Source organism: Cysteiniphilum sp. JM-1 (genome assembly GCF_008711525.1).
Classification (GTDB): domain Bacteria; phylum Pseudomonadota; class Gammaproteobacteria; order Francisellales; family Francisellaceae; genus Caedibacter.
In genome coordinates this window covers 59155-84096 of sequence record NZ_VXKS01000010.1, presented here as the reverse complement: position 1 = coordinate 84096, position 24942 = coordinate 59155, and the positions used below count along the sequence as shown (strand labels likewise).

The window sequence follows — 24942 nt, the reverse complement described above, 5'->3', positions numbered from 1 at the left end:
ATATATGAGAAAAGCAAATACACGGTGCAAAAAATAATTTATGCTAAATTTCTGGGCTATGACCATATTCCTGCCCACTTTGATTGTGTAAGCGTTGGCTGAGCGTAAGTCGAAGCCTTTATCAAGTATGATTTTCCCAAGCTACCCTTCGACTTACGCTCAGGGTACGGTGAGCACTTGTGGGTGAGCATTTAGTCTTAGCCAATTTCTTTTATTTACGAAAGATTTTTGCATGAAAGCGCAGAAATATCGTTATTTTAGCGTATTTACGTATATACTATAAGCGTTTTTAGTTAAGGGAAAAGTTTTAGGAGAAACGATGGCAAGTTTAGATCAAGAACAACATTCAAGTGGTTTTGAACATGGTCGTATTAAAGTAATCGGTGTTGGTGGCGGCGGCGGCAATGCTGTCAGTTACATGGTGGAAAAAGGGCTGCAAGGTGCGCAAATTTATGCGATGAATACTGATAAGCAAGCGCTTGATAAAAATTTAGCACCACATAAAGTGCAAATTGGTGAGTTTATTTCCAAAGGGCTAGGTGCCGGAGCCAATCCTGAGGTCGGTCTTAAAGCAGCACAAGAGAGCATGCATCATATTGAAGAAGCTATTGCTAACTGTGATATGTTATTCATTACTGCAGGCATGGGCGGCGGTACTGGTACGGGGGCTGCTGGTGTTATTGCTGAAGTTGCAAAACGCAAAGGTATTGTGACAGTGGGCGTGGTAACGACACCTTTTTCATTTGAAGGGCGACGTCGCGAGGTTGTTGCTAGACAAGGTATTTCAGCACTTCAAGAGCATGTCAATTCCTTGATCGTTATTCCGAATGATAAATTACGTAAATCATTGGGGGACAGAACAACGCTAATGGAAGCTTTCCACGCTGCTAATGATGTGCTTTTTAATGCGATGTCATCAATGACTGGAATTATTCGTACCCCTGGTCACATTAACGTTGACTTTGCGGATGTGAAAACAGTTATGGCGTCTCCTGGTTTGGCAGTAATTGGCACGGGGCACGCCGGTGGTGAAGATCGTATTTTAAAAGCGGTTGACAAGGCGGTTTCTTGTGACTTGTTAGAAGACATTGAACTGAAAGATGCCAAAGGTTTATTGGTATGTGTTACTTCTAGTAATGATATTTCTTTAGGTGAATTCACCGAGTTAGGTGATCGTGTGGCAGAGATTGCATCTCCTGACGCGCCAGTTATTATCGGCACCTCCATCAAAGAAGATATGGGTGATAATGTCGATATCACGATTATTGCAACTGGCTTTGATGTTGATGTCACCACTGAACGCTACAACACGATTCGTCAGGTAAAAACACAGACTCAATCTAACCAAAGTAGCTTAACCGAAGGGCAAACCTTGGCGCGTAAAGCAAATCCAGAAGATAATTAATAACTTGAGTTACGACTTTTGCTATTTCAACACCCCGCCTCGCAAGCTCGGCACCCCTCTTGCAAAGAGGGGAATTAAAATCACGGTCGCCCAATTCCCCTCTTTGCAAGAGGGGTGGCAGCCGTAGGCTGACGGGGTGTTTATGCAATCATGGTTTTTCTAAAGTGCGTAACCTCAGTTAATAAACTTCTTCAGCAACACGGACTATTTTGACAATATTGCGCATAATGCGCTTTTAATTCACGATGCATCACCTTGTTGCTTGCTGTTCTTGGCAGTTTTTCAATTAAAATAACATCATTTATTTTGAACAATGGATTTAAATGCTCTTTAAGCAATGTTTGCATTTGTGATTTTAACTGACAAAGATCCATTTGTGCTGTTGGTACAACATAAATAACGAGTTTAGATATTCCTTCAACTTCATCATTAACTGCCACTGCAGCGAGCTCATAAATATGCGCTAAATTTAAAAGCACTTGCTCAATCTCAGCACTTGAGGTTTTAATTCCACCTAAATTCATGGTGTTATCAGCACGTCCCAATGAGCGGTAATAGCCATAGGCTGTGCGCTTTAATAAATCACCATGTCGACGTAATGGTATATCGTTATAAGATGGCATATCACGATAATATATATCATTGTTATCAGCATTTAATAAACGATTGGATAAGCCTAATGCACAAGAACTTAATGCAGCTTCACCAACACTCACAGTGTTTTGTGGCAAAATGTGCTGCTTCTCATCCAAAAGCTTAAGCTCAATACCAAAACATACTTGTGAGAACTGGGAAGGGACATTTGCCTGCAATAGTGTTGAGCTGATATAAGCACCACCAATCTCAGTGCCGCCACAGTATTCTATAATCGGTTTATAGCCGGCATGTAATGATAGATAAAACATATCTTCAACATTGGAGGATTCACCAGTGCTGGCAAAGAGCTTAATATGCTGCCAATTAACTTCTTCAAGCACGGCATGAGTGCGCCATGCGTTAACGATACTTGGAATCACACCCAGTTTAGTGACTTGAGTTTTTTCAATAAACTGGGCGAATTCAAGTGAAGTCGGCAAATCTTCAGTTAATACCATCGTTGCTCGATTTAAAAACACCGCAAATACAAGCCACGGCCCCATCATCCAGCCAAGATTGGTTGGCCATGCCCAGATATCTTCTTTGTTAGTATCCATATAAAGCTTGGCATCGGTTGCTGCTTTAAGTGCCGTGCTTTGCTCCCAAATAATGGCTTTTGGTGTGCCTGTTGTGCCTGATGAGAATAAAATATTAATAACACCTTGCGCATTATGTAGATAAGGATCAAGCATTATATTTGTGTTATTTGGAGTTAACAGATCATCAAAAGACATGTCATTAACGCGTAAGTTGACACCTTGATTTTTAGTGTTTAAGCAGATAATTGATGAAACCTGACAGCTCATAATCTTTTGATAGAGTTCAAGCGTTTTATTGCCGCGAGTGATTACATCTTGTGTTACTACGAGTTTGCAATTGCTAATACTAAGCCGTTTATTGATTTCATTCTCGGAAAAGCTATCGGCAATTGAAACAACACTCGCACCAAGATAGATAACAGCCAAGTAAGTTGCCACTGCCTCAATATTCATCGGCATAATAATGGCAACAGTATCCTTTGGGCTTAATTGATAATGATGTTTAAGCCCTTGAGCAATTGTAAGTACCAAGTCTTTGAGCTCGGTATAATTTATTGTTTGATCGGTATATTTACCATAACGCATCCCTTTATAAATAATCGCAGGCTTCATCGCAAGATCATCTTCAACATCAATACAACAACCAGCAATATTAAAAGAAGCACCTGGCAACCATGTTGGCGTGTAGGGGAATAATGACATATCAAAGCTTGCTGTTGGCTTTTTACTAAAAGGTAAATTTAAATCAGCAATTGCTTGTCCCCAGAAAGCTTGAGGGGCTTCAATGCTGTATTGATAAAACTGTGAAACATCGGAAAAATTAAGCTGATTAATCCATTTGCCTAAGTAGCTACTTTTCATTGTTTCACTATCTGGCAACCAAATCGGTTTAAATTCGCTCTTAGCATAACAAAGGTGATATAGCTTATAATGAATATCAAAAGGAAAATCGGGTGTTAAATGGTGTTGTGTTAGTTGTTGCCATTTTTTCTGAGGTGATAATTTGCTTATAAGCAGTTGTTTGATAGCATTTATATCAGCTGTTAATGGTGTATTACATAAAAAATCTAAATCCTTATCCATGGCTTTTCCTTTTTTAATTTTTTAAATTGATTTAAAGCACAAAACAAGGATATTGTAGCTAAAATTAAATTGAAGTAAAAAGGTTCATTCCTGTAAAGTATTCGCTTGACCTTAATCCCAAGGTCGGAATAGAGTGTAAATGAGCGCAACTAAAAGGAGATATGAATGTTTGAATACCAAAATATTATTTATGCAATTGATGCCAATGATGATGTGGCAAAAGTATTGGATCATTTGGTTGATTATGCTAAAACCAAAAAAGCGAAGCTGCATGTTATCAGTGTCCATAAAACCGTTTTTGACTATGGCTATGGCGCAGGTATTTCAGAGAAAACCCCTAATCAGTTAATTAAGGATCGCCTGACACAGAAGTTTACTGAAGTTACTGCAAATATTGCCAAACATGATCATGTAATCTGCAAAGTGATTGATGCGGATTCTGTGGCAGATGGCATTATTGAATATATCGAGAAACAAAACATCGATCTTTTGATTCTCAACGGTCACCACCATGGCGTTTTTGGGCGCATGGGCTCAGTTGCAAGCAAGATTTCTAATAATGCACCGTGTGATGTGGTTATTCTAAAAAATGCTTGATGCATACAAACAATTAAATGGTGATAAAGATATTAGTCATTATCTTGGGTTATTAAATCAGATTGATAACAAAACCATTATCATTACGGCAAACACTCGCCTAAAAGATCATTTAACGGCAATGTATTTAGACTATGTGCGCAATAAGCAACAATATGTCGTATTGCGTGATGTTTGTATGAGTTTTGATGGGTTCGTTGACGCCTTATATGCGCATGCACAAATGATTGATCATGCGTTGCCTAACTTAATCAGCGATGATGAGGCACGCTTTTTATTATTGAGCTTTCTTAAGGATGATGCGGATGTTTTTATGCCCAATGCGCAGCAGGCAAAGCTCGTACTGGGTGCATGGCAACTATTACAACAATGGAATCTGGATGTTAAAGCACTTGAGAATGAAACAGCAAATAAGAATGTTCGTTTGTTTTTGCGTTGGATCGAGCGCTATCAAAACACCTTGACTGAGCATAACTGGATAGATAAATCATGTCTGATCACAGCGCTTTTGGCAAAGCATGAGGTATTAGTGAAGACGTTTGAGCATTTGGATTATCAGAAAATTATCCTAGTTGGTTTTGATACCGTAACACCGCAAATGGAGGCGCTTTTTGCGTATTGCGTATCTAAGCTTGATATTACGATAGATAATTGGACTTTAATCAATACAAAAAGCAAGCTGCAGATAACCGAATATCTTGAGGATCAACTGGAGATTCAAAAAGTTGCTAAAGCTGTCTTTGAATTAATCCAAAGCAAACCACAAGCAACAATTGGCGTGATTGTGCCAGATTTACAGACGCAATTTAGTACTTTGATTGATGCCTTTGATCAGTATTTTATTGCAACTGAAGTCAAACAAAATCCACTGTTAGATAACAGTGCGCGTGAATATACCATATCAAGTGGCGAAAGTTTATTGTATCAAGGCATTGTTTATCAGCTGATGCTATGGCTTAAGATGAGCAAAACGCTAAGCTATGATGATATGAAATTGATGATAAGCTCAAGCTATCTTAAAGGGCACGCTGATTTCAAAACTCAAAGATATCAAAAGCTGCAATCTCTTAAATCAAAAGTCCCTGAATCCATTGAGTTTGCTAAGTTGGTTAAACTTAAGTTATTTACTGATGATTGTGATCCAGTTTTATTGGAAGTGATTACGCAAATGTTACGTTTCCATAAATCGCATAGGCAAGAGGGTAAAATCACAGCCTTTACTTTTATTGAAAAGCTAAAAGAGGCACTTGCAATCCTTGGGTATCTTGATCATTGCAAGCTTACCAGTATGGAGCATCAGGCGTTGGCACAGTTTTATAAGCTGCTTAATAAGCTTATTATGTTAACGCGCTTAGAGATTAAGCTTGAGTTTAATCAGTGGTTAATAGAGTTACAAACATTAGCCAGTAACATGCTTTTTCAAACTGAAACGACAACGAATCCACGCGTGCATATCCTAGGGATGCTTGAGGCAACCGAAGTTTATTTTGATCATCTGTTTGTGATACGCATGAATGATAGTAACTGGCCAAGTCTTGCCAATATGAATCCTTATTTGCCTTTGTCATTGCAAAGATCATACTCGATGCCACATTCCAGTGTCGAGCGAGAGCTTCAGTTTGCCAAAACCATTACCAAGCGCTTAACTAAACAGGCGAAACATATTCATTTTAGCTATGCCTTATTAAATGATGAAAAAATACAAATGTGCTCACCTTTACTGATGGGATTAGCTGCAATTGACTATGATCACACAAAGCTTGATTATAACAAGAATGATGAGGTTCACTTTAATGTATTTGAAGACAGTTCACTGCAAGCTATGACAACTGAAGCTTGTCAAACACTCAAAGGTGGCTCGCAAGTTTTTAAAAACTTTGCTGAATGTCCGTATCGCGCGGCATTGATTCATCGGTTGCACCTAGATGCCGATAAAGCGCATAAGCCAATATTATCAGCACTTGAGAAAGGTGTGATTATCCATCATGTATTAGAGCAGATTTGGCGTGAGTTAAGAACATCTGACAACTTAACTAAGGTATCAAGAGATATATTAATTGAAAAAGTAGCGCAACATCTCCAATCAGCATTAAATATGCATGTGGCATTAATCAATATGCTGCCACAACTTATTAAAGAAGTTGAGATCATGCGTCTGCAAGAGGTGATCATACAATGGCTTGACTATGAAAAATCACGCCAAGAGCCGTTTGAGATCTTAGCACTTGAAAAAGAGCTCAAATGCACGATTGCAGGGGTGACACTTAAGCTACGTTTAGATCGAATTGATCGACTTAAAGACAATCATACCGTGGTCATTGATTATAAAACTTCTAAAAGTTATCAAATTAGTGATTTACTGAAATCACCGATTACTGAGTCGCAATTGCCATTATATGCCATCTATGAAAATGCTGATGCCGTGGCAGTTGCGACAGTAAATGGTGCTAAGATTGGCTTGCAAAGTATCTCAAGCATTGATGATTGGATACAAGAAGGCGAACCAAAAGCGTATCCTGCCAAAAAAATATCTGAAGATGCGCCACAAAATTACACGGCATTAAAACACTATTGGCAAAGACAATTGGATGAGCAAATGTCAGGTTTCGTTGCAGGTGAGTCGATGCTAACGCCCTCAGCGGCAAGTTGTCAGTATTGTGAGTTTGCGATTGTTTGTCGTGTGAGTTACTTCTAGTCATCTTTAGTCATTTTTAGTCATCAAAAAAACACCTGTGATTCTTTATTCATTTGTATACTAAATGTGCATACATTCTTTTGACTTTAAGAGGAGCATATTATGAATACCAATAAGTTATTATCACCTGTTAAGTTTTTTAAAGTGTCACGTCTATCTCGCTATTTAGGCTTTGGCTCATTATTTTGTTTGTCACCAACATTTGCCGATATCTTATCGCTTGAAAAGGGTAGTTATACCGATAGCTTGCATAATAGAGTGGATATAATGAGTGGCAAACCATTTACTGCATTAAATGCAGCACCTAAAGTCTCCTCACAGTTGAGCTCTCCTTATCCAACAACCGATTGGTGGTCATCGCTTATTTGGAGTTTTAATAATCAAAACATGTTTTCAGAGGCGATGTTTCCGCATCCATTAAGTGTAAAAACAAATGCCAAAGGTTTAGAGATTGGCTATCCACAGGAGGCGCGTGTTTATTCGCATGAATGGCAGGGCAAAATTTTGCAACGCAATTCAGGCTATCAATACCCGCATTTTGCTGATATGACGGTTGGCTTAGATGGTTTTAACGTTGATAAAACGGTTGTTGATGCTTATTCTGATTGGACTGTGACAAGCTTATGGCAACAAGGGCAAAATGAGTTAAGAGCGACTTTTGGTCATGGATTATCTTTTACCTATTTTGAAAAAAAGGGCAACAAAGATGCGGTGATTGAATTTGCTGAGCTTAAACAAAATCATCATTTCTCACCGTTTAATGCACAAGTATTCACATTAGATCATATCAATGGTCAATATCTTGGAAGTGCTACGGAGTTTGCCATATTTATTAATGCCAACGCACCAGGCTTGGCGGTTAAAGCGCGTATATCCTATGATTTCAACGGTGATGGCGAGTATGATAAAGTCGAGCTTTATAGTAATTTTGCGACGGATGCCGACGAGCAAAGTATTGAGCGATACACACAGAATGATCGCGGTGGCTTAGATCAAGATCGATCTTATGGTCAGTATCAACATTTTAATAATGGTAAGGTGCGTGTTGAGATTTGGCAAACGGAAGGGCAAGGAAGCTTGCTACTGGATTTAACACAAACAAATGTCAAATTACCTTTCCAACTAGAGGCACAAAGCTATTATCTTGATGCGTCAAATCATCGCCTAACAGCACATATGCCTGCTGTTAATACTGTAAATATTGGTAGCAGTAACGAGCCGCGTGCTGCAGGTGATATCGCCAAGGTATGGTATCAGTCAAATAATACTGTTGGGGTTACCATTAACAATCACCATTACGGGATTTTTGCGCCACATGGCAGCCAATGGCAACGATTGCAGCATGGCAATAATGACTGGGTTTATGGTTTACGATCTAATTTATCCGGCAAGGATTATTTCTCAGTGGCAGTTTTGCCAGACAATACGCCAGAGACGCTTAGCTTTTACCAGAAACATGCCTTTGCCTTTGTGCGTGATACGCAAGTTAGTTTTGAGTATCAAAAAGAGCAGAGTCGTGTGTTGAGCACTTTTAATCTACAAACAGAATTAAAAGAATCTCACCCTGATTATATAAATACGCCATTGGCTGCACTTTATCGCCATCAATGGCTTAATAGTAATGATGAGTTAAGCGCATATAGCTATCAAAGCGCGCGCGGTGAAATGCGTGTTGTTGCGAATAATCACTTTAATACGTCAATGCGTTTTCATGGAGTACTACCAATATTACCTAAGTTTGATGACAGCACACTATTGCGCCAAAAGTTTATGGCAGACTTTCAAAGACTACAGGCAAACCCAACACTCTTTAGTGCTAAAGATACTTATTGGCGTGGTAAGGAATATGCCAAAGTCGCCGATCTTATTCAGGTAGCAGATCAGCTAGGCTTATCGATAGAGCGCGATTACTTATTATCACACTTAAAAAGTGATATTGCCGCATGGTTAACGGTTGATGCCAATAATGATCAAGCATTTTATTATTATGAGCCAATATGGGGTACACTCATTGGCTATCCGGCGTCTTTTGGCAGTAATGATCAGTTAAATGATCACCATTTCCATTATGGTTATTTGGTTAAAGCGGCAGCCGTTATTGCACTGTACGATAGTGCGTGGGCTACCGATTATAAAGACATGATTAATTTGGTCATTAAAGATGTGGCAAATATTGAACGTAATGACATGCGCTTCCCGTGGTTAAGACAATATGATCTATATGCTGGACATGCGTGGGCATCAGGACATGCCAGTTTTGCCTCAGGTAATAACCAAGAGTCATCGTCAGAGTCGATGCATTTCTCAAGTGCGGTGATTTTATGGGCAGAAGCAACACAACAGGATAACTTAAGAGACTTGGGTGTGCTGTTATATAGCTTAGAAAATCAAGCGATTAATCAATATTGGTTTGATGTGGATAATGCCGTTTTCCCGAGTGATTTCAGTCATTCTAATAATGCGATTGTTTGGTCTGATGGCGGTGTTTATGGCACGTGGTGGACAGCAAATCCTGAGGAAATCCATGGCATTAATTTCTTACCGATTCATGGTGGCTCACTATATTTAGGGCAATATCCTCAGTATGTCGCTAAAAACATCGCAGATTTAAATGCCAGCAATGCTTTTTTTGAAGCTGCCAATGGCAATAATAATCTACAGTGGAATAACTGGCAGGGGATTTTATTGCAGTATATGGCACTGCAGGATGCGCAAGGGGCGATGACAGCTTACCAAAATATGCAATACACGCCCGAATATGGCACGACAGATACCTTGGTATATCATTGGTTGCATAATCTGACACTACGTGGTCAGGTGGTTAAAGATATTTATGCAAATACGCCAAGCTATGCGGTTTTTAATAACAATGGGCAGTATAGTTATGTTGCTTTTAATGCCGATACTGTGGCGAAAGAAGTGCGCTTTAGTGATGGTGTGAGTTTTGTCGTGAACCCCCGAAGTTTCGCACTTTTGGATAATGGGGTTGTTAAACATACTCCCTTATCTGCTCAAGAAAATAGCACTGAAGATCCGCATGATAATACAAACACAAATAATAATACGAATGCTGAAACAAACAATACATCCGAGGATACAGCAGATAATAATTCATCGACAAATAACTCAAATAATAGTAATGACAGTAATAATAGTGACCAAAACAATCAAAGTGGTGACAATAATAATGAGCAATCATCAACAACAGAGAATAACTCACAAGATACAACTACTAGTAATGATGTCGTTTTAGCAATAACTGATCCTGAAGGGCGCTTTGATGGTGTATTACGTGTTAATGATAATGTGGTTACCGTTGAGATAAATAGCGAAGTGACGCGTAACTATATTATTTTGCACTTTATCGATCACAATGGCGTGCAGCAAAATGTTCAACTGATACTAAATAGTATGATCAATGGTAAGTCGCAGTGGACTTATAGCACGCAGTATTTTGATTTAAATAAACCGTTTAAATTTACCTTGCAGGATTCAAAATTTGGGCAGTTTGAAAGTATAGCGTATTTAGCAGCCAACTTAGCTATAAATACCGACAATACAGCGGCAAATAATAGTAATAACACAAGTGATTCAAATACTTCAAATGATCCAAATAATACAAACGAAGAAGCTAAGGTTAATTCAAATAGTATCTTGCTCAGTGATCCAGAGGGGCGTTTTAGTGCCAAGATGACACGCAATAATGATAAGCTGCAATTAGCGTTTGATGCAAAACAGCAGCGTCATTATGTGATTTTCCACTATATGGATCAGCAGGGTCTTAAACAAAATGTGCATCTATTACCTACAGATGGTTATCAATGGACTTGGCAGGGCAATAATATTGACTTGATGAAACCAGTGCAGTTTACCGTACACGATATGCATGTTGGGCAGTTTAGCTCATCGGAATATTCATTAGCGGCATTGCAAGTGGGCTCAGTAACTGAGACAGAGACAACAGAATCTGCAAGTGACTCCTCTAACAATAGCAATCATAACGACGATCAACGTATTGAAGTGAATGAAGAACGCTTTAGCTTATCGGCAGTTATCAACCAGTCTAATGGGGCATTTAATATCACGCTTAATGCCAAACAAGAGCGCGCTTATGTGATTATTCATTACGTAGATAAACAAGGCATTCCGCAGAATAGACACCTTATTCGACAAGAAAATAATCAGTGGCAATTAGATGCTGATAGTTTTGATCAAAATAAAGGTTTCTCTTTAACGATTGACGACCCTCGTGGGCAATTTTCAACAGAGAGGTATTTTTTCTAAGCATACTGCCCAATTCGCCAGCGACGAGAGAGGAAATTATCGATATTGAGCTTCTTTTTAAGGAAATTTTGATTTTGTGCTAACATCGGTGTCGGCTCGGGGTGGTGAAAATGAAAATTATATTTGCGCGCAATACGACGCAAGTTACTGACACTACAATCGAGTAATTTTGCAATATCATGGGTTTCCATTTTGCGGTGCATGCACTGTTGAAAAAACTCTAAAATTGAGCAGTGGTAAAGCTTAGTAATTTTTTCTTCAACGGTGATTTTCTTCATTAACTTTCTCCCTATGTATTTGTCCTTATATTTGTTTTGTCATTGAGACTTAACAAAATATTATCATTCACATCTCCTAATTAAGCATCCTGCTCTGGCAAATAAGCTAAAATTCAACATGGTGCTTATTAGTTGCGACTTACTTTATATAAAGCCTTTGCGGTTGGCTAGCATAAAATGTAAAAAAATTGCAAATTTAGCAATTTAATGCTTAACTCACCGAGGTATAGATATTGATACAAGTTGTTAACAAAGGAGATAGTTTATGGATAATGATAGAAAACTACCAAAATCTCAGGCTGAAAAAGTTAAGTCATTGGATTTAAAAGGGCGCATTACACCTGTTGTATTGAGTTTATTTCTCGTGCTTGGGATTGCTGCTATGCAAAAAGCAAATGCAGCAGCGACATCAACAGCAACGGACAGTAAAGCATTAACAACACTCACACAAAGCACTAACAGTGTTACGGTAGCCGAAGTTGAAAAGGCTCAATCACAATGGGCAGCAGGAATTGTCGCAATAGGTAATGCTTATACAAATAAAGGAAATTATAAAAAAGTTGCTAAAGATCTTATTAATACGCTCTATGCGTATAATTATGAAAAAGGTGTGGTGATGTTTAAACCAACTAAAGCCAAGGAAATTCCATTTAGACCAACGAAGGAATCAGCACTTTCTTACTTTGTCGGTGGCAACAAAAAATTCAAAGAAGATAAAGGTTTTGCTCTTCAACCATGGACTAAAGTGGTTTTCCATAATGATGAGATGTATTTCCATGGTGATATGGCGATTGCAATGGGTACGTATGACTTTACCGACACTAAAGGCAAAGTAACCACCGTTGAATATACCTTTGCTTATGTCAAAATGCCAAATGGGCAGTTGAAAATTGTTTTACATCATTCTTCCGCACCATTTTCAGATTGATTTATCCTATAATAAACTCGCAAATTGTCTATATTCACTTACATGTCAGCGTGGTGCGGTATATAATGCCGCCATTGTTTCAGATCGATTTATTTCACCTTTATGCAAGCAAACACAGCTTCAGAACGCAAGTCAGCGCGGATCTGGTTAAAGTCGCGTGCTCATCCTGCTAAAAAATGGGTACAACTCACCATTCTAGTGAGTTTTTTAAGTGGCTTGTTACTCATAGGGCAACTTTATCTGTTGGCACATATTTGTTATGCCGCTTATATCGAAAAACTCTCAAACATTGAACTTATTAGCTACTTTGTGGCGATTATTACTATTGTGTTCATGCGAGCAGGTCTGTCGTGGCTTAAGGAAGTTGTAAGCTTTAAGGCTGCGGCTAAAGTAAAAGAGCAATTAAGAGACGATGTTATTGCACATATTAATCAGTTAGGTCCTGTGAAATCAGGTGAGCTAAGTAGTGGTGATTTGATCAGTGCAGCAATGGAGCAAGTGGAAGGCTTAAATAATTTCTTAATGTATTTCTTGCCACAAATGACCTTAGCCGGACTTATGCCACTGGCGATTTTAATCTTTGTTTTCCCACAAAGTATTGTTTGTGGCATTATTTTATTGGTGTGCGCACCTTTAATCCCACTGTTTATGATGTTGGTTGGTTGGGGCGCTGAAAGTGAAAACCAAAAACATTTTCAAACCTTGGCACGAATGAGTAGTGTCTTTTTAGACACACTGCATGGCTTAGCGACTTTACGACTGTTTAATCGTGCTGAAAGCCATGCGCAAAAAATCTTTGAATACTCTGATGATTATCGTGTTAAAACTATGAAAGTATTGCGTATTGCGTTTTTATCATCCGCGGTACTTGAAGTATTTTCAGCAGCCTCTATTGCACTGGTTGCGATTTATCTAGGCATGGGCTTTATCAATAGCGCTAATGTTGATACTGTTTGGTGGTCTTTTGAAAATATGACCTTGCAAGGTGGATTATTTATTTTGCTATTAGCGCCTGAGTTTTTCTTGCCTCTTCGTGAGTTAAGCACGCATTATCATGCAAAAACAGAAGCAATGGGGGCAGCTCTTGAGTTACAAAAAATATTTGCCTTAACAAAGCATGATGACGCAAAAGGTGAAAAAGGTGAAAAAGGTGAAAAAGGTGAGAAGATTAATCAAGTCAGCTTGATACAAGACTTACCAATGATTGATTCAATTCAATTTAATCATTTAAGTTTTTGTTATGCCAATAAATCTAAAAATGCACTGACTAATATTTGCTTTGAGGTCAAACATAAACAGAAAATTGCGATTGTTGGTGCCAGTGGTGCTGGTAAAACGACTATTTTAAATTTGCTTATGCAGTTTATGCATGCAAAAGATGAAGCAATTACCATTAATCATGATTTGCCACTTAATCGCATTGATGAAAAGCTTTGGCTTAGTAGAATCAGTTGGCTTGGACAAAATGCAGGTTTATTTAAAGGCAGCATTCGCTATAATTTACAACTTGCAGATGCTAATGCTCAAGATGATGCATTATGGCATGCGTTAAAGTTGGCACACTTAGATCAAGAAGTGAGTGCATTCCCCGATAAATTAGCAACTGAAATCGGTGAGCAAAGCATTGGCTTATCCGGCGGTCAAGCGCAGCGTCTGGCATTAGCGCGCGCCTATCTTAAGCCTTGTGAGTTACTCTTATTGGATGAGCCAACGGCAAGTTTGGATAAAGAAAATGAGCGTCTTATCATGCACAGCTTGTTAAACAATTGGCAAAATAAAACGGTGATTATGCTTACGCATCGCTTACAGTTCTTGAGCGAGATGGATCATATTATCGTGATGGATGAAGGACGAATTGTACAACAAGGGCGCTTAGAGGAATTGTTGCAAGATCAATCAAGTTACTTTTATGCGTTATATCGTCACCAAGTCTTAGAGGGAGAAGTTGCATGCGCGCATTAATTCCTTTTTTAAGTATTTTTAAACATCAAGCAAAATGGATGTTTATTGGCACCTTTCTTGCATTTCTAGCTATTTTAGCCAGTATTGGTTTATTATCTTTATCTGGTTGGTTTATCTCATCAACTGGGTTTGTGGCTATTTCAAGTTACGCCATTGCCAGTCAATTTAATTATTTTTACCCATCAGCTGGCGTACGTGCTTTTTCATTGATGCGTATTTTAACGCGCTATGGTGAGCGTGTTGTCACACATGAGGCAACGTTTAAGTTATTAACTGATATTCGAGTATGGGTTTATAACAAGCTTGTGCCCTTGGCGCCAACACATTTAGCACAATATAAAAGTGGTGACTTACTCAATCGCTTAGTCACTGATGTTAATAGTTTAGATAACTTATATATTCGGATTATTTCGCCAAGTTGCGTGCTGTTTTTGTCGATTTTGCTGATTGGGGTATTTTTTAGCTTTTTAAGTATTCCTTTAGCGTTAATGACCATGGGCTTTGCTTTTGTTGCAGGGTTTTGTATTCCTGTTGTTGGGGGAAAATTATCTGCCCATACCGCAAAAACGCTAGCGGAAGAGTCTGCAGATTTAAAAACATCAATTATTGAGCATGTGCAATATTTAGCAGAGCTTAAGGTCTTTGCTGCAGAAGATAAGCATGCAGAGATAATTAATATGCAAAATAAAGCGCTTGTTACAACGCAACAAAAAATGAGTCATTATACTGGGTTTAATGCAGCCCTTATGACCTTATTTTTGGGTGCGACACTATGGTGTGGTGTGTGGCTAATGGTCGGGCTTGTTCATCAAGGTGTAATAAGTGGTGCTTTTATTGCCTTGGTTGCACTAGGCATTATGGGCTTGTTTGAGGCGATTATGCCTTTACCAGTGGCATATCAGTATTTAGGACGTACAGTATCTTCAGCTAAAAGATTATTAAATATTATTGAGCAAAAACCGGCAAAATTATTTGTTAATGATGGTAGTAAGCAAATAAATATGCCAAAACACAATGTTATTTCTTTTGAGGATATTTCGTTTAGCTATCCTGGGCGTAATAAGCTGATCTATGAGCATTTTAATCTTGAGATTGCATCCAATGAAAAGCTTGCTATTGTCGGTGCTACTGGTTGTGGTAAGTCAACGATTGTTTCGTTGTTAGCAAGATTTTATGCGCCATCAGCAGGCAAGATATCAATAGGTGGCATCGATATTGCACAATTTACCGAATCACAATTGCGTCAGCAAATAACGATTATCAGTCAGCATGCGCATATTTTTAATGGTAGTATTCGCGATAACCTGTTAATAGCAAACCCTAACGCGACTGATGAGATGTTATGGTATGCCTTACATGTTGTTGATTTAAAAAACTTTGCATTGGAGTTACCAAATGGTTTAGATAGTTGGACTGGAGAGTATGGAAGGCATCTCTCAAAAGGGCAGCAAAAGCGTTTGTCATTAGCGCGTGCGGTATTATCGCAAACACCTATTTTGATTTTGGATGAACCAACAGAAGGTTTAGATAAGGTCATTGAAAGAAAGGTTATTGATAACTTACAGGCAGTCTTTAAAGATAAAACGGTGATCATTATTACCCATAACGACACATTGCTAAGCAGCGTTGATAGAGTGTTGCGCATAACACAATAAAAAATGAAGTATTGCATTGCAATATAAACGCGTGATTTTATTCGACAATGGGCATTGTGCTAACTACAATGACTACAATTTCATAAGGAAACAGTAAGACGATCATAAGATGAAAAAATGTGGATTTGTCGCCATTATTGGGCGACCTAATGTTGGAAAATCAACGCTTTTAAATCATATTCTAAAATACAAAATCAGTATTACAAGTCGCAAACCACAGACAACACGTCATCAAATTACCGGTATCAAAACCATTGAAAATACACAGTTTATCTATGTTGACACCCCTGGACTTCACCAAGATGAACCGCGTGCCATTAATCGCATGATGAACAAGCAAGCAAGTAGCGTGATCAATGACGTCGATGTCATTTTATTTGTTGTTGAAGTGGGTAAGTGGACAACGGCTGAAGAATGGATATTGCAAAAAATCGAGTCGGTCAAAGTGCCTGTGATCTTAGTGATTAACAAGGTGGATCAATTAAATAATCGCCATGAAGCAGTCGAATTTACCGATGAGATTAAGCAAAAATACCCATTTGCTGCCAGTTTTCTTGTGTCTGCTAAGCAAGGGCATTTAATCAATGAGTTAGAAAGCAAAATTGAAAGTTATCTTCCTGAAAGTGAGCACTTTTTTTATGCCGAGGATCAGGTCACTGATCGCACCGAGCGTTTTATGATGGCAGAAATTATTCGTGAGAAATTAATGCGCACATTAGGTCAAGAGGTACCATATCAATTAACCGTTGAGATTAATAAAAGCAAGTTTGATGAAGCACGTCAAATTATGGAGGTTTATGCCACCATTTTGGTTGAACGTGCTGGACAAAAAGCAATGGTAATTGGTGCTAAAGGGCAGAAACTCAAAAAAATCGGCAGTGAAGCGCGTCAAGATATGGAGTTTATGCTTGGAAAAAAAGTGTTCCTACAACTATGGGTCAAGGTTAAAGAGGGCTGGTCAGATGATGATCGCGCACTTAAATCATTGGGTTATGATTTTTAGGTTTTTTAAGTTTTTTAGGGCTGGAGCTATTGTCAATGACCGAACAAACGACAGAAATTTCAAATAAAACAGAAACAGATAATCAAAATAAAGTGCCAATAGCAAAAAATGCTAGGGCAAAAGCATGGAAGAAATGTGTCATTTTAGGGATTGTTATTTTGCTTTGTGTAATCGGTTTTTACGCTTATGTAAAATATACTGAAATATATCCATCAACCGATGATGCTTATGTTAATGCCGATGTTATTCATATGTCAGCACAAGTCACAGGCAAGCTTGACAAGTTATATATCAGCAATAACCAAGAGGTTAAAAAAGGCGAGCTGTTATTTACGATTGAGCCGCAAAGCTTTGAATATGAGCTTGCTAAAGCCAAAGCAGATTTGACATTAGCACAAGAGGAAGTTGCGGCAATTAAAGACTCGATTAATCTACAAGAAGCAAAGCTTAAACAGGCACAAGCACAGAAATTTGTCGCAGAACAAAAAGAGGCGCGTATTGCTAAACTAGTTGCTCAGGGAATGGTTTCAAAAGAAGATGCTGATGAAGCCAAAGGTGATCTTGAAGTGGCTAATGCCAATGTTAATGCTGCATTTGCCAGTATTGCTCAAGAGCAAAAACAATTAACATTGCAACAATCAAAAATTGCGGCTGCCAAAGCAGATGTATCAACGGCAGCATTAAACTTAAGTTATACCAAGATTTATGCATCAACATCTGGGTTTATTACTAACTTTACGTTGCGTCCTGGTTCACTAATCACACAAAATCAAAATCTATTTGTGCTAGTGAGTAATGAGGCCTATTGGTTAGATGCGAACTTTAAAGAAACGCAAATGTCACGGATGAAAGTCGGACAAAAAGCATCTGTAATCCTTGATATGTACCCTAATGTGACATTACATGGCACGGTTCAAAGTATTAGTGAGGGTAGTGGTAGTGTGTTTTCTTTATTGCCTCCTGAAAATGCATCAGGCAACTGGGTCAAAGTAGTACAGCGCTTTCCTGTAAAAGTGGTTCTTGACCAAAGTGAAGTGAACAAGGTGCCGCGTCTACGCGTTGGCGCATCAGCAACTGTTGAGGTTGATACTAACTCTTAAATTATTCTAATTCGCTTTGTAAAACTGGTTGTATTTTATTGGCATTAAGCATGCTGTTTAGCTTTTTCATCATCAGTGAGAAGATAATAGCAACAACAAAAGCAACTGCTGTCATGACTAGGAATATCTTGGCATACATTGGGTTTGTTGCTGCCGCAGTAATGTTTTGAGCATGCTCAGCGCCACTTAACGCAAAGTTTGACACAGGGCCTGCCAAATTAATGCCAAAGGCGATATTGATAAATAAATAACCTGTAAATAAGCCTTGATGTTTTGGCTCTATCATCTCTCCTGCCATAGCGTAATTGACGGCATTTACATGAATTTCACCCGCTGAAACGATTAAAAGTAGCAAGATAGGAAAGAGTACATTAACCAAGTGTGCTTTATCTGCAAGGAATATGCCTAAAGGGATCATTAAAAAAGCAACAACATACATGCTTAAGCCGCGTGCGACTAATGAGCCGGGTTGATAAGGGTTATTCGCTTGCTGACGTCTTTTCATCATTCCGGCTAAAATAAAGCCAAAGATGATAACACCTAGACTTTCAAAAAGGTTGACTGTCGCAGGTTGCATCGGGATGCCAAAAAGAGATTTTGACGTATTGAATTCAACAAAGTTTTCTAAAGCGGTTGATTGTAAGCCTTGAACAAATGCAAATGCCATACTTGCTGAGCTTAAGATAAGGTAGGCGTAAATTTTTGTGCGATAACTGCTTTGCTGTTTTAGTGCAAAATAGATCATGTAAATCAATGCGGCAATAAAGGCGATATAAATAAGTGCGGAGCCAAGCTCAGGATGATGCATTAAGTAGTAAGCAAATAATAAGCAAGCAATAACAATTAAAGGCGCAACATAGAAGCGTTTTGTATTAAAGGCAAACGAGGTGACATAATATGTTTGTTTGTCATTAACATGTTTCCAGTTAACAAGGTGAACTACAAATGCGATAAATAAACACACCGCAGCAAAGATAAAAGCAGCACTGTAAAGATTGTTTCCTTGCAAGATCCCAGCGACAAAAAAGCTTAAAACAAAGCCTATATTCATACAGCTATAGTTAATTGAAAAAGCAATACGGCGACGTTTATCATCTTGACTAAATAATTGCGTGAGCATCATATTGATACAGCTGACATTAAGACCTGAGCCTGTGATAAAAACTGTCATGCCGATTAAAATAATCATATGCACATGCACTGCAATAAGAAATAACCCAACAAACTGCAACACTAAACTGGCACAAAACAAGGCTCTAAAGCTTAAATAGCGCCCACCGACGGTACCACCTAGAAAGTGAAACAAAAAATTTAGTGCAAAAAAGCTGGCAGTTAGTGTGTTTGCCTCGATTTTACTCATACCTGCTTCACGGCTAAGATAGAAGTTTAATAAGCCCATGAGTACAGCGTAACCAACCGTTGAGAAGACTTGAATAAGATTGATATTTAAGACACCCTTGGGCATGTCCTTATAACTTAACATGTAGTTTCCTTTTTATTATCTTTTTTATTAATAAGCTCGAGCATACTAATACGCCATAATTTAAATGTCATGTAGAGAGTTTGATTTTTTAAAACGCACTGAATTTGGTCTGATAAGCATTGTAAAATACGTGAGAAATTCAATGGCGGAAATTCTGTAAAATGATTCGCGAGCGGTATATACTAAGCCAAGTTTCTAAATAGAGTTTATATCAGATAAATGATTAGTTCAGATTTAAAAGAGAAAATAGCAAATATTCAATTATTGATACTAGATGTTGACGGTGTTTTAAGTGATGGCAAAATTATTCTAAGTAATGATGGTAACTTAACTAAAAACTTTGATGTTAAAGATGGCTTAGGTATGCTGTTGCTGCAGAAGTTTGGCGTTAAATTAGCCGTGATTACGGGGAAAACCTCTCAAGTTGTTCAGGATCGCTTAAGTTCACTTGGTGTGAATGATGTTTACCAAGGGCAAAAAAACAAAATTAAAGCCTATGAAGACTTGTTAAAGAAGCATCAAATAAATCAGGAAAATATCGCCTATATGGGTGATGATTTACCTGATCTGACCTTAATGATGAAATCAGCAGTATCTTTTGCACCAGCTGATGCTTTAAGTGCCGTTAAAACACGCGTTGATTATGTAACAGCACAAAAAGGCGGATATGGTGCGGTGCGCGAAGTCTGTGATCTTATATTAGAGAGCAAGGGGCTATTAGATAAAATTGTTGATGACTATATCGCCTTTGGTGAGGCACGTCTTTAATGTTTTTTAGTAAACGTGTTTTTTTTACAACGATTGGACTGGTTGTTGTCATCGGTACCAGTGGTTGGCTAGTGGTTAAATCAGCGCAAGAGCAGATTAGTCATGGTGATCTACCGGCACATTTTGTTGAGAATACGGCAAAAGCGATTACCTATGAAAAATATGACACGAAAGGTTGGTTAGAGTATACGGCAACCGCAGTTGATGCCACACGTTTTTATAATCAAGATGCAAAGCTTATAACGGTTAATGCCACGCTGTATTCAAAAGATAAAAAAGACAAGCCGTGGAATATCACCGCAAATTATGCCGATATTACCAATAACAACAATAATATGCATTTATATGGAAATGTGGTGATGTTGCGTAATGCCAATGGCAAAAACTCACCTGCGATTAAAATTGCGACTGATTCGGTCAATTACGATGATGGCAAAGACTATATGGATACGGATAAAAAAGTCACGATAAGTCAACCAGGTACACCCAACAATACGGTTGGCACAGGCATGAATGGCACACCTAAAAAAGGTGATTTTAAGTTATTGAAGGATGTAAGAAGTTATTATGCAGGACAGTAAGAGAGATAAAAGAAGCGAAATAAGTAAAAGAAATAAAAACGGGGTAATACATAGCTTGTTAAAGTATGTATTATGTAGTGCTACTTCTTTGCTTATGCTACAGCACGCCTTTGCCGCTGAACAAAGTGGTTCGATGGATGCTGCTGGTATGTTTGGTAAAAATGCCAGTAGTGACGGTCAGATTACTATTTGCAGTGATAGTTTATCTTATAGTCAGGATGCGCATAAAATCATTTATCAAGGCAACGTACTTGTCATGCAAACCAAAGATGCAAATATTCAATGCAGTGGTTATAGCGTTCCGAATGAAAATAGCAAGTGGCCAGTGTATCAATTTCCTGATCCAAAGGAAGCTGATGGCAAAGTGGATTATACCAATGTGCAAAAAGAGGCATTAGACTATGCTAAGAGCGTTTGTAAAAAGCAAAATGGCTGTCGTTTTTTAACAGGGCAAACGCTGACGATTCTATTTGATGATCAAAATAAGCAAGTCAAAGATGTCGTATTAATGGCTAATACACCTTACATTGCTAAATTCTACTCCTTGCCATTTCCAAAGCAGGCGCAAAATAATCAAAACAAGAATAAGAGTGATAGCTCAGACCAGCAAACGGTATATGCTGAAGGCAGACAAATGAACTTTAACTTACTCAATAGTACGCTAACGATACAAGATAAAGCTTATGTTGATCGCGCAGGTAATCGCTTCTCCGGAGATAAGGTGCTTTATGACACCAAAAATGGTCTAGTGACGGTGCCAAATACGGGGCAACGAGCAACGGTTATTTTAAATAACTTAAATAGTGAAAATAGTAAAAACAGTAAGTAGGTTGTTAGCATGAGTATTGGCGTAGTAAGTGCCGTTATTATCATTGTCATCGCGATCTTGATCTGGCGTAACTCAATGAAAGCAAGAGAGCATGCGGTCTATATGGCAGTTAAAATAGCTAAGCAATGGGATGTTCAGCTACTAGATGACACCGTGTGTCTGACCAAAATGCGTTTATCGCGCCAAAGCAATATCGGTAGCATGTGTTTATTTCGCGAATATGCATTTGAATATAGCTATGATGGTGTTGATCGTTATAAGGCTTTTTTGCAGTTTAATGGTAACCAATTCTTGCAGGTGATTGCTAATGATCAAAAAATTACGGTTGAAGAAATGAAAACAGCCAAAATGCCTGAAGATAAAGAGGGTGGTAATATCATTGATCTAAGTGAATATCGCATGCAGCAAGCAAAAAAATCAAAGCATGAGGATGATAAGGAATAGTTATGATTGAATTACATCAATTTCCTAAATTAGGGGATGTGCCAAACTCCAGTCCTTTTTGTATGAAATTAGAAAGCTATTTGATTGCACAAAAGGTGCCTTATCAAAATTTTTATAGTGCGGATTTACGTCGCTCACCAACGGGCAAAATGCCATATATTAAAAAGCAAGATAAGTTTTATAGCGACAGTAGTTTTATTATTGATTTATTGGAGAAAGAAAGTAGCACACCAATGCAGCAAGGTTTAACTGCTCTAGAAAAATCGCAAACCTTGGCGTATCAACGACTATGTGAGGAGCATTTATATTGGGTGTTGGTTTATAGTCGTTGGGTTGATGTTTCTACTGATAATAACTGGCGCAGCATAGTACAAGAAGGAACGAAACTGCCTAAATTATTGTTTGGCATGATTTTTAAAGTGATGAGCAAAAATGCGTCCAGGCAAACCTATGAACAAGGGTTAGGGCGCTTAGCCAAAGCGCAAATCTATCAAAAAGCAGATGAAGATTTATGTGCATTGTCTGAGTTTTTAGGTCAAAAAACCTATTTTTTCAATGAGTCACCAAGTTTGTTGGATCATGTTGTTTATGCTGTTGTTGCTAATATTGAGCACACCCCTTGGCAAAGCCAGTTAAAACAACAACTAACCAAGTACCCCAACCTACAAGCGCATAGTGCGCGTATGCTTAAGCAGGTTTTTGGTAAATAAAAATTAAGTAAAAGAAAAGTAAAAGAAAAGTAAAAGAAAAGTAAAAGAAAAGTAAAAGAAAAAACACAAAAGATAGGTGAAAACAAAACCATGTCACACGATATCAAAACCTTATTGCAACAACCTAAAGCTGAATTACACATGCATCTTGAGGGGAGTCTTGAGCCTGATATGATGCTGAATTTGGCGCAAAAAAATGGTGTTAATCTAAAGTACAAAAATTTAGCAGAAGTCAAAAAAGCATATAACTTTAATAATCTGCAAGAATTCTTGGATCTATATTATCAAGGCATGTCTGTACTTCAAACCGCTGATGATTTTTATGATTTAACTTATGCTCATTTACTTAAATCACAACAAGATCATGTGACACATACTGAGATTTTTATCGATCCGCAGGCGCATTTATCGCGCGGCATTTCACTTGCAACCCTTTTTGATGGCGTTAATCGTGCCGTCAAAAAAGCGCGAGTTGAGCTAAACATAGATACGCAATTAATCATGTGTTTTTTGCGTCATTTATCAGAAAAAGATGCTTTAAACACCTTTGATCAATTAATGGAATATCGTGATAATTTTATTGGTATTGGTCTGGATAGCTCGGAGCTTGGCAATCCACCAGAGAAGTTTAAAAATCTCTTTGAATTAGCACGTAAAGAGAAGCTTCATTTAGTTGCTCACGCTGGTGAAGAGGGACCTGATGAGTATGTTTGGCAGGCCTTGGATATCCTAGGGGTTGAGCGCATTGATCATGGTAATGCGATCTTAACTGATGATGCATTGATAAAACGCATTGCAAAAGATAATATCGCACTTACGATGTGCCCATTATCAAATAAAGCTTTAAAAGTAGTACCAAACTTAGTCGATCATCCGGCGCGAATTTTGTTAGATAAAGGCATTAAAGTAACAATTAACTCCGATGATCCGGCATATTTTGGTGGTTATGTTAATCAGAACTATATTGAACTGATTGACGGTTTAAAGTTAGGTACTGCAGAAATTCAACAGTTAATTGATAACAGCCTGAATGCTCGGTTTGTTTAAGCATTATTACAAAGGGGGTTAATATGAGTTTAGTGATATCTTTCCAGGGGGAAAAGGGTGCTTATTCAGAACAGGCAATTCATAAGTTTTATCAAACGCAAAATAAGAAAAACGAGCAAAGTGCGATTGAAACTTTAGCCTGTGGCTCATTTGCCGAAGCACTCGAGATGGTTGCTGAGAAAAAAGCTGACTTTGCAATGATTCCCGTGGAAAACTCAATTGCTGGCAGTGTGATTCCTGCCTATGATGAGCTCATTAAATACAATCTACGCATTCAGCATGAAGTCATTCTAAAGGTTGAGCATTGTTTGATGATCCATCCTAATGCAGATATTGATAATATCGACTTAGTACGTTCACATCCACAAGCCTTGGCACAGTGTCAGAATAATATTGCACGCATGCATTTATCCCCTAAAAGTTTTGTTGATACCGCCGGAGCTGCTAAATACATCGCTGAAAAAGAGATTCTAACGCAGGCGGCGATTGCTAGTAAGTTAGCCGCACAAACCTATTCGTTAAAAGTCATTAAAGAGCATTTTGAAGATGAGCCGTTTAACTTCACGCGATTTTTCTTATTGGGGCGTGATGCGTTAAATATGCCTTATGCAGAGAATGAGCTCTATAAATCATCAATTATCTTTACGACACTGCATAAACCCAATGCATTAGTGCAAGTACTTGCCTGTTTGTCAGAGCACAATATCAATATGTGTAAGATTGAATCCAGGCCATCACGCTCGCGTGCTTGGGATTATAGTTTTTTTGTCGATTTTGAAGGTCATGAAGAACAGCAAAATGTACAAGCTGCCTTATTAGCAATTTTAAAGAAGACTTCATTTTTGAAGAACTTAGGGTGCTATCAATCGATCACGCTGTAAATCTTAAAAATTCACTCGTATTTGCAATCATGAA

At 38.2% G+C, this 24942-nt stretch carries 19 protein-coding genes; 16 read left to right on the top strand and 3 right to left on the bottom strand.

Going from position 1 to position 24942, the window contains the following annotated elements; translation table 11 throughout:
- The first annotated feature begins 319 nt into the window (after positions 1–319).
- On the top strand, positions 320–1405 hold the full coding sequence (ftsZ, locus tag F3D68_RS06215) for a cell division protein FtsZ (protein ID WP_151193583.1): 1086 nt from the start codon (positions 320–322) through the stop codon (positions 1403–1405).
- Positions 1406–1596: 191 nt separating this feature from the next.
- Here the strand turns inward: ftsZ and F3D68_RS06210 are convergent, their stop codons facing one another.
- Positions 1597–3663 (bottom strand): AMP-binding protein, encoded by a 2067-nt coding sequence (locus F3D68_RS06210; RefSeq protein ID WP_151193582.1) that lies wholly within the window; start codon positions 3661–3663, stop codon positions 1597–1599.
- A 165-nt stretch (positions 3664–3828) separates the two neighbouring features.
- On the opposite strand from F3D68_RS06210, the gene F3D68_RS06205 reads away from it, so the two are divergent.
- From F3D68_RS06205 to F3D68_RS06195, 3 genes are all read left to right on the top strand, one after another.
- Positions 3829–4260 carry a universal stress protein gene (locus F3D68_RS06205; protein ID WP_151193581.1) on the top strand — a complete coding sequence of 144 codons (432 nt, stop codon included), beginning with the start codon at positions 3829–3831 and terminating at the stop codon, positions 4258–4260.
- Positions 4253–6955: a PD-(D/E)XK nuclease family protein gene (locus tag F3D68_RS06200; protein ID WP_151193580.1), complete on the top strand. Its 2703-nt coding sequence runs from the start codon at positions 4253–4255 to the stop codon at positions 6953–6955. Before F3D68_RS06205 ends, F3D68_RS06200 begins: the two co-directional genes overlap by 8 nt.
- Before the next feature lie 102 nt (positions 6956–7057).
- A complete protein-coding gene (locus F3D68_RS06195) occupies positions 7058–11239 on the top strand; it encodes a glycosyl hydrolase (RefSeq protein WP_151193579.1) in 4182 nt (1393 codons plus the stop codon).
- On the opposite strand, the gene F3D68_RS06190 is transcribed toward F3D68_RS06195, so the two are convergent.
- Positions 11236–11517: a hypothetical protein gene (locus F3D68_RS06190; RefSeq protein ID WP_151193578.1), complete on the bottom strand. Its 282-nt coding sequence runs from the start codon at positions 11515–11517 to the stop codon at positions 11236–11238. The two genes, F3D68_RS06195 and F3D68_RS06190, sit on opposite strands and share 4 nt — an antisense overlap.
- Positions 11518–11782: 265 nt before the next feature.
- Here F3D68_RS06190 and F3D68_RS06185 point away from each other — a divergent pair, with 265 nt between their 5' ends.
- From F3D68_RS06185 to F3D68_RS06165, 5 genes are all read left to right on the top strand, one after another.
- Entirely contained in the window at positions 11783–12445 is a 663-nt protein-coding gene (locus F3D68_RS06185; protein WP_224728253.1) for a phosphoribosyl-AMP cyclohydrolase, read from the top strand.
- A 102-nt stretch (positions 12446–12547) separates the two neighbouring features.
- A complete protein-coding gene (gene cydD, locus F3D68_RS06180) occupies positions 12548–14407 on the top strand; it encodes a thiol reductant ABC exporter subunit CydD (protein ID WP_151193577.1) in 1860 nt (619 codons plus the stop codon).
- A complete protein-coding gene (gene cydC / locus F3D68_RS06175) occupies positions 14395–16062 on the top strand; it encodes a heme ABC transporter ATP-binding protein/permease CydC (RefSeq protein WP_151193576.1) in 1668 nt (555 codons plus the stop codon). Before cydD ends, cydC begins: the two co-directional genes overlap by 13 nt.
- A gap of 109 nt (positions 16063–16171) precedes the next feature.
- Positions 16172–17065: a GTPase Era gene (gene era, locus F3D68_RS06170; protein ID WP_151193575.1), complete on the top strand. Its 894-nt coding sequence runs from the start codon at positions 16172–16174 to the stop codon at positions 17063–17065.
- A gap of 35 nt (positions 17066–17100) precedes the next feature.
- Positions 17101–18165, top strand: a complete 1065-nt coding sequence (locus F3D68_RS06165; RefSeq protein WP_151193574.1) for an HlyD family secretion protein — start codon at positions 17101–17103, stop codon at positions 18163–18165.
- Position 18166: 1 nt separating this feature from the next.
- On the opposite strand, the gene F3D68_RS06160 is transcribed toward F3D68_RS06165, so the two are convergent.
- Positions 18167–19648: a peptide MFS transporter gene (locus F3D68_RS06160; protein ID WP_151193573.1), complete on the bottom strand. Its 1482-nt coding sequence runs from the start codon at positions 19646–19648 to the stop codon at positions 18167–18169.
- Between the two features lie 219 nt (positions 19649–19867).
- Between F3D68_RS06160 and F3D68_RS06155 the strand changes: the two genes are divergently transcribed.
- The 7 genes from F3D68_RS06155 (at position 19868) to pheA (ending at position 24908) form a co-directional block, all read left to right on the top strand.
- Positions 19868–20416 carry a KdsC family phosphatase gene (locus F3D68_RS06155; protein WP_151193572.1) on the top strand — a complete coding sequence of 183 codons (549 nt, stop codon included), beginning with the start codon at positions 19868–19870 and terminating at the stop codon, positions 20414–20416.
- Positions 20416–20997, top strand: a complete 582-nt coding sequence (gene lptC, locus F3D68_RS06150; protein WP_151193571.1) for an LPS export ABC transporter periplasmic protein LptC — start codon at positions 20416–20418, stop codon at positions 20995–20997. The genes F3D68_RS06155 and lptC overlap by 1 nt, the downstream gene beginning before the upstream one ends.
- Entirely contained in the window at positions 20984–21826 is an 843-nt protein-coding gene (locus F3D68_RS06145) for an LptA/OstA family protein (RefSeq protein ID WP_151193570.1), read from the top strand. The genes lptC and F3D68_RS06145 overlap by 14 nt, the downstream gene beginning before the upstream one ends.
- 9 nt (positions 21827–21835) lie before the next feature.
- A complete protein-coding gene (locus F3D68_RS06140) occupies positions 21836–22270 on the top strand; it encodes a DUF3301 domain-containing protein (RefSeq protein ID WP_151193569.1) in 435 nt (144 codons plus the stop codon).
- Positions 22271–22272: 2 nt separating this feature from the next.
- Positions 22273–22980 (top strand): glutathione S-transferase family protein, encoded by a 708-nt coding sequence (locus tag F3D68_RS06135; RefSeq protein WP_151193568.1) that lies wholly within the window; start codon positions 22273–22275, stop codon positions 22978–22980.
- A 90-nt stretch (positions 22981–23070) separates the two neighbouring features.
- A complete protein-coding gene (locus F3D68_RS06130) occupies positions 23071–24027 on the top strand; it encodes an adenosine deaminase (protein WP_151193567.1) in 957 nt (318 codons plus the stop codon).
- A gap of 23 nt (positions 24028–24050) precedes the next feature.
- Complete coding sequence (gene pheA, locus F3D68_RS06125) at positions 24051–24908, top strand: prephenate dehydratase (RefSeq protein ID WP_151193566.1); 858 nt, start codon at positions 24051–24053, stop codon at positions 24906–24908.
- Positions 24909–24942: the final 34 nt, after the last annotated feature.

Bases quoted from the DNA above. Each gene is read 5' to 3' on its own strand.
- ftsZ (WP_151193583.1), top strand. From the start codon at position 320: ATGGCAAGTTTAGATCAAGAACAACATTCAAGTGGTTTTGAACATGGT.
- F3D68_RS06210 (WP_151193582.1), bottom strand. From the start codon at position 3,663: ATGGATAAGGATTTAGATTTTTTATGTAATACACCATTAACAGCTGAT.
- F3D68_RS06205 (WP_151193581.1), top strand. From the start codon at position 3,829: ATGTTTGAATACCAAAATATTATTTATGCAATTGATGCCAATGATGAT.
- F3D68_RS06200 (WP_151193580.1), top strand. From the start codon at position 4,253: ATGCTTGATGCATACAAACAATTAAATGGTGATAAAGATATTAGTCAT.
- F3D68_RS06195 (WP_151193579.1), top strand. From the start codon at position 7,058: ATGAATACCAATAAGTTATTATCACCTGTTAAGTTTTTTAAAGTGTCA.
- F3D68_RS06190 (WP_151193578.1), bottom strand. From the start codon at position 11,517: ATGAAGAAAATCACCGTTGAAGAAAAAATTACTAAGCTTTACCACTGC.
- F3D68_RS06185 (WP_224728253.1), top strand. From the start codon at position 11,783: ATGGATAATGATAGAAAACTACCAAAATCTCAGGCTGAAAAAGTTAAG.
- cydD (WP_151193577.1), top strand. From the start codon at position 12,548: ATGCAAGCAAACACAGCTTCAGAACGCAAGTCAGCGCGGATCTGGTTA.
- cydC (WP_151193576.1), top strand. From the start codon at position 14,395: ATGCGCGCATTAATTCCTTTTTTAAGTATTTTTAAACATCAAGCAAAA.
- era (WP_151193575.1), top strand. From the start codon at position 16,172: ATGAAAAAATGTGGATTTGTCGCCATTATTGGGCGACCTAATGTTGGA.
- F3D68_RS06165 (WP_151193574.1), top strand. From the start codon at position 17,101: ATGACCGAACAAACGACAGAAATTTCAAATAAAACAGAAACAGATAAT.
- F3D68_RS06160 (WP_151193573.1), bottom strand. From the start codon at position 19,648: ATGTTAAGTTATAAGGACATGCCCAAGGGTGTCTTAAATATCAATCTT.
- F3D68_RS06155 (WP_151193572.1), top strand. From the start codon at position 19,868: ATGATTAGTTCAGATTTAAAAGAGAAAATAGCAAATATTCAATTATTG.
- lptC (WP_151193571.1), top strand. From the start codon at position 20,416: ATGTTTTTTAGTAAACGTGTTTTTTTTACAACGATTGGACTGGTTGTT.
- F3D68_RS06145 (WP_151193570.1), top strand. From the start codon at position 20,984: ATGCAGGACAGTAAGAGAGATAAAAGAAGCGAAATAAGTAAAAGAAAT.
- F3D68_RS06140 (WP_151193569.1), top strand. From the start codon at position 21,836: ATGAGTATTGGCGTAGTAAGTGCCGTTATTATCATTGTCATCGCGATC.
- F3D68_RS06135 (WP_151193568.1), top strand. From the start codon at position 22,273: ATGATTGAATTACATCAATTTCCTAAATTAGGGGATGTGCCAAACTCC.
- F3D68_RS06130 (WP_151193567.1), top strand. From the start codon at position 23,071: ATGTCACACGATATCAAAACCTTATTGCAACAACCTAAAGCTGAATTA.
- pheA (WP_151193566.1), top strand. From the start codon at position 24,051: ATGAGTTTAGTGATATCTTTCCAGGGGGAAAAGGGTGCTTATTCAGAA.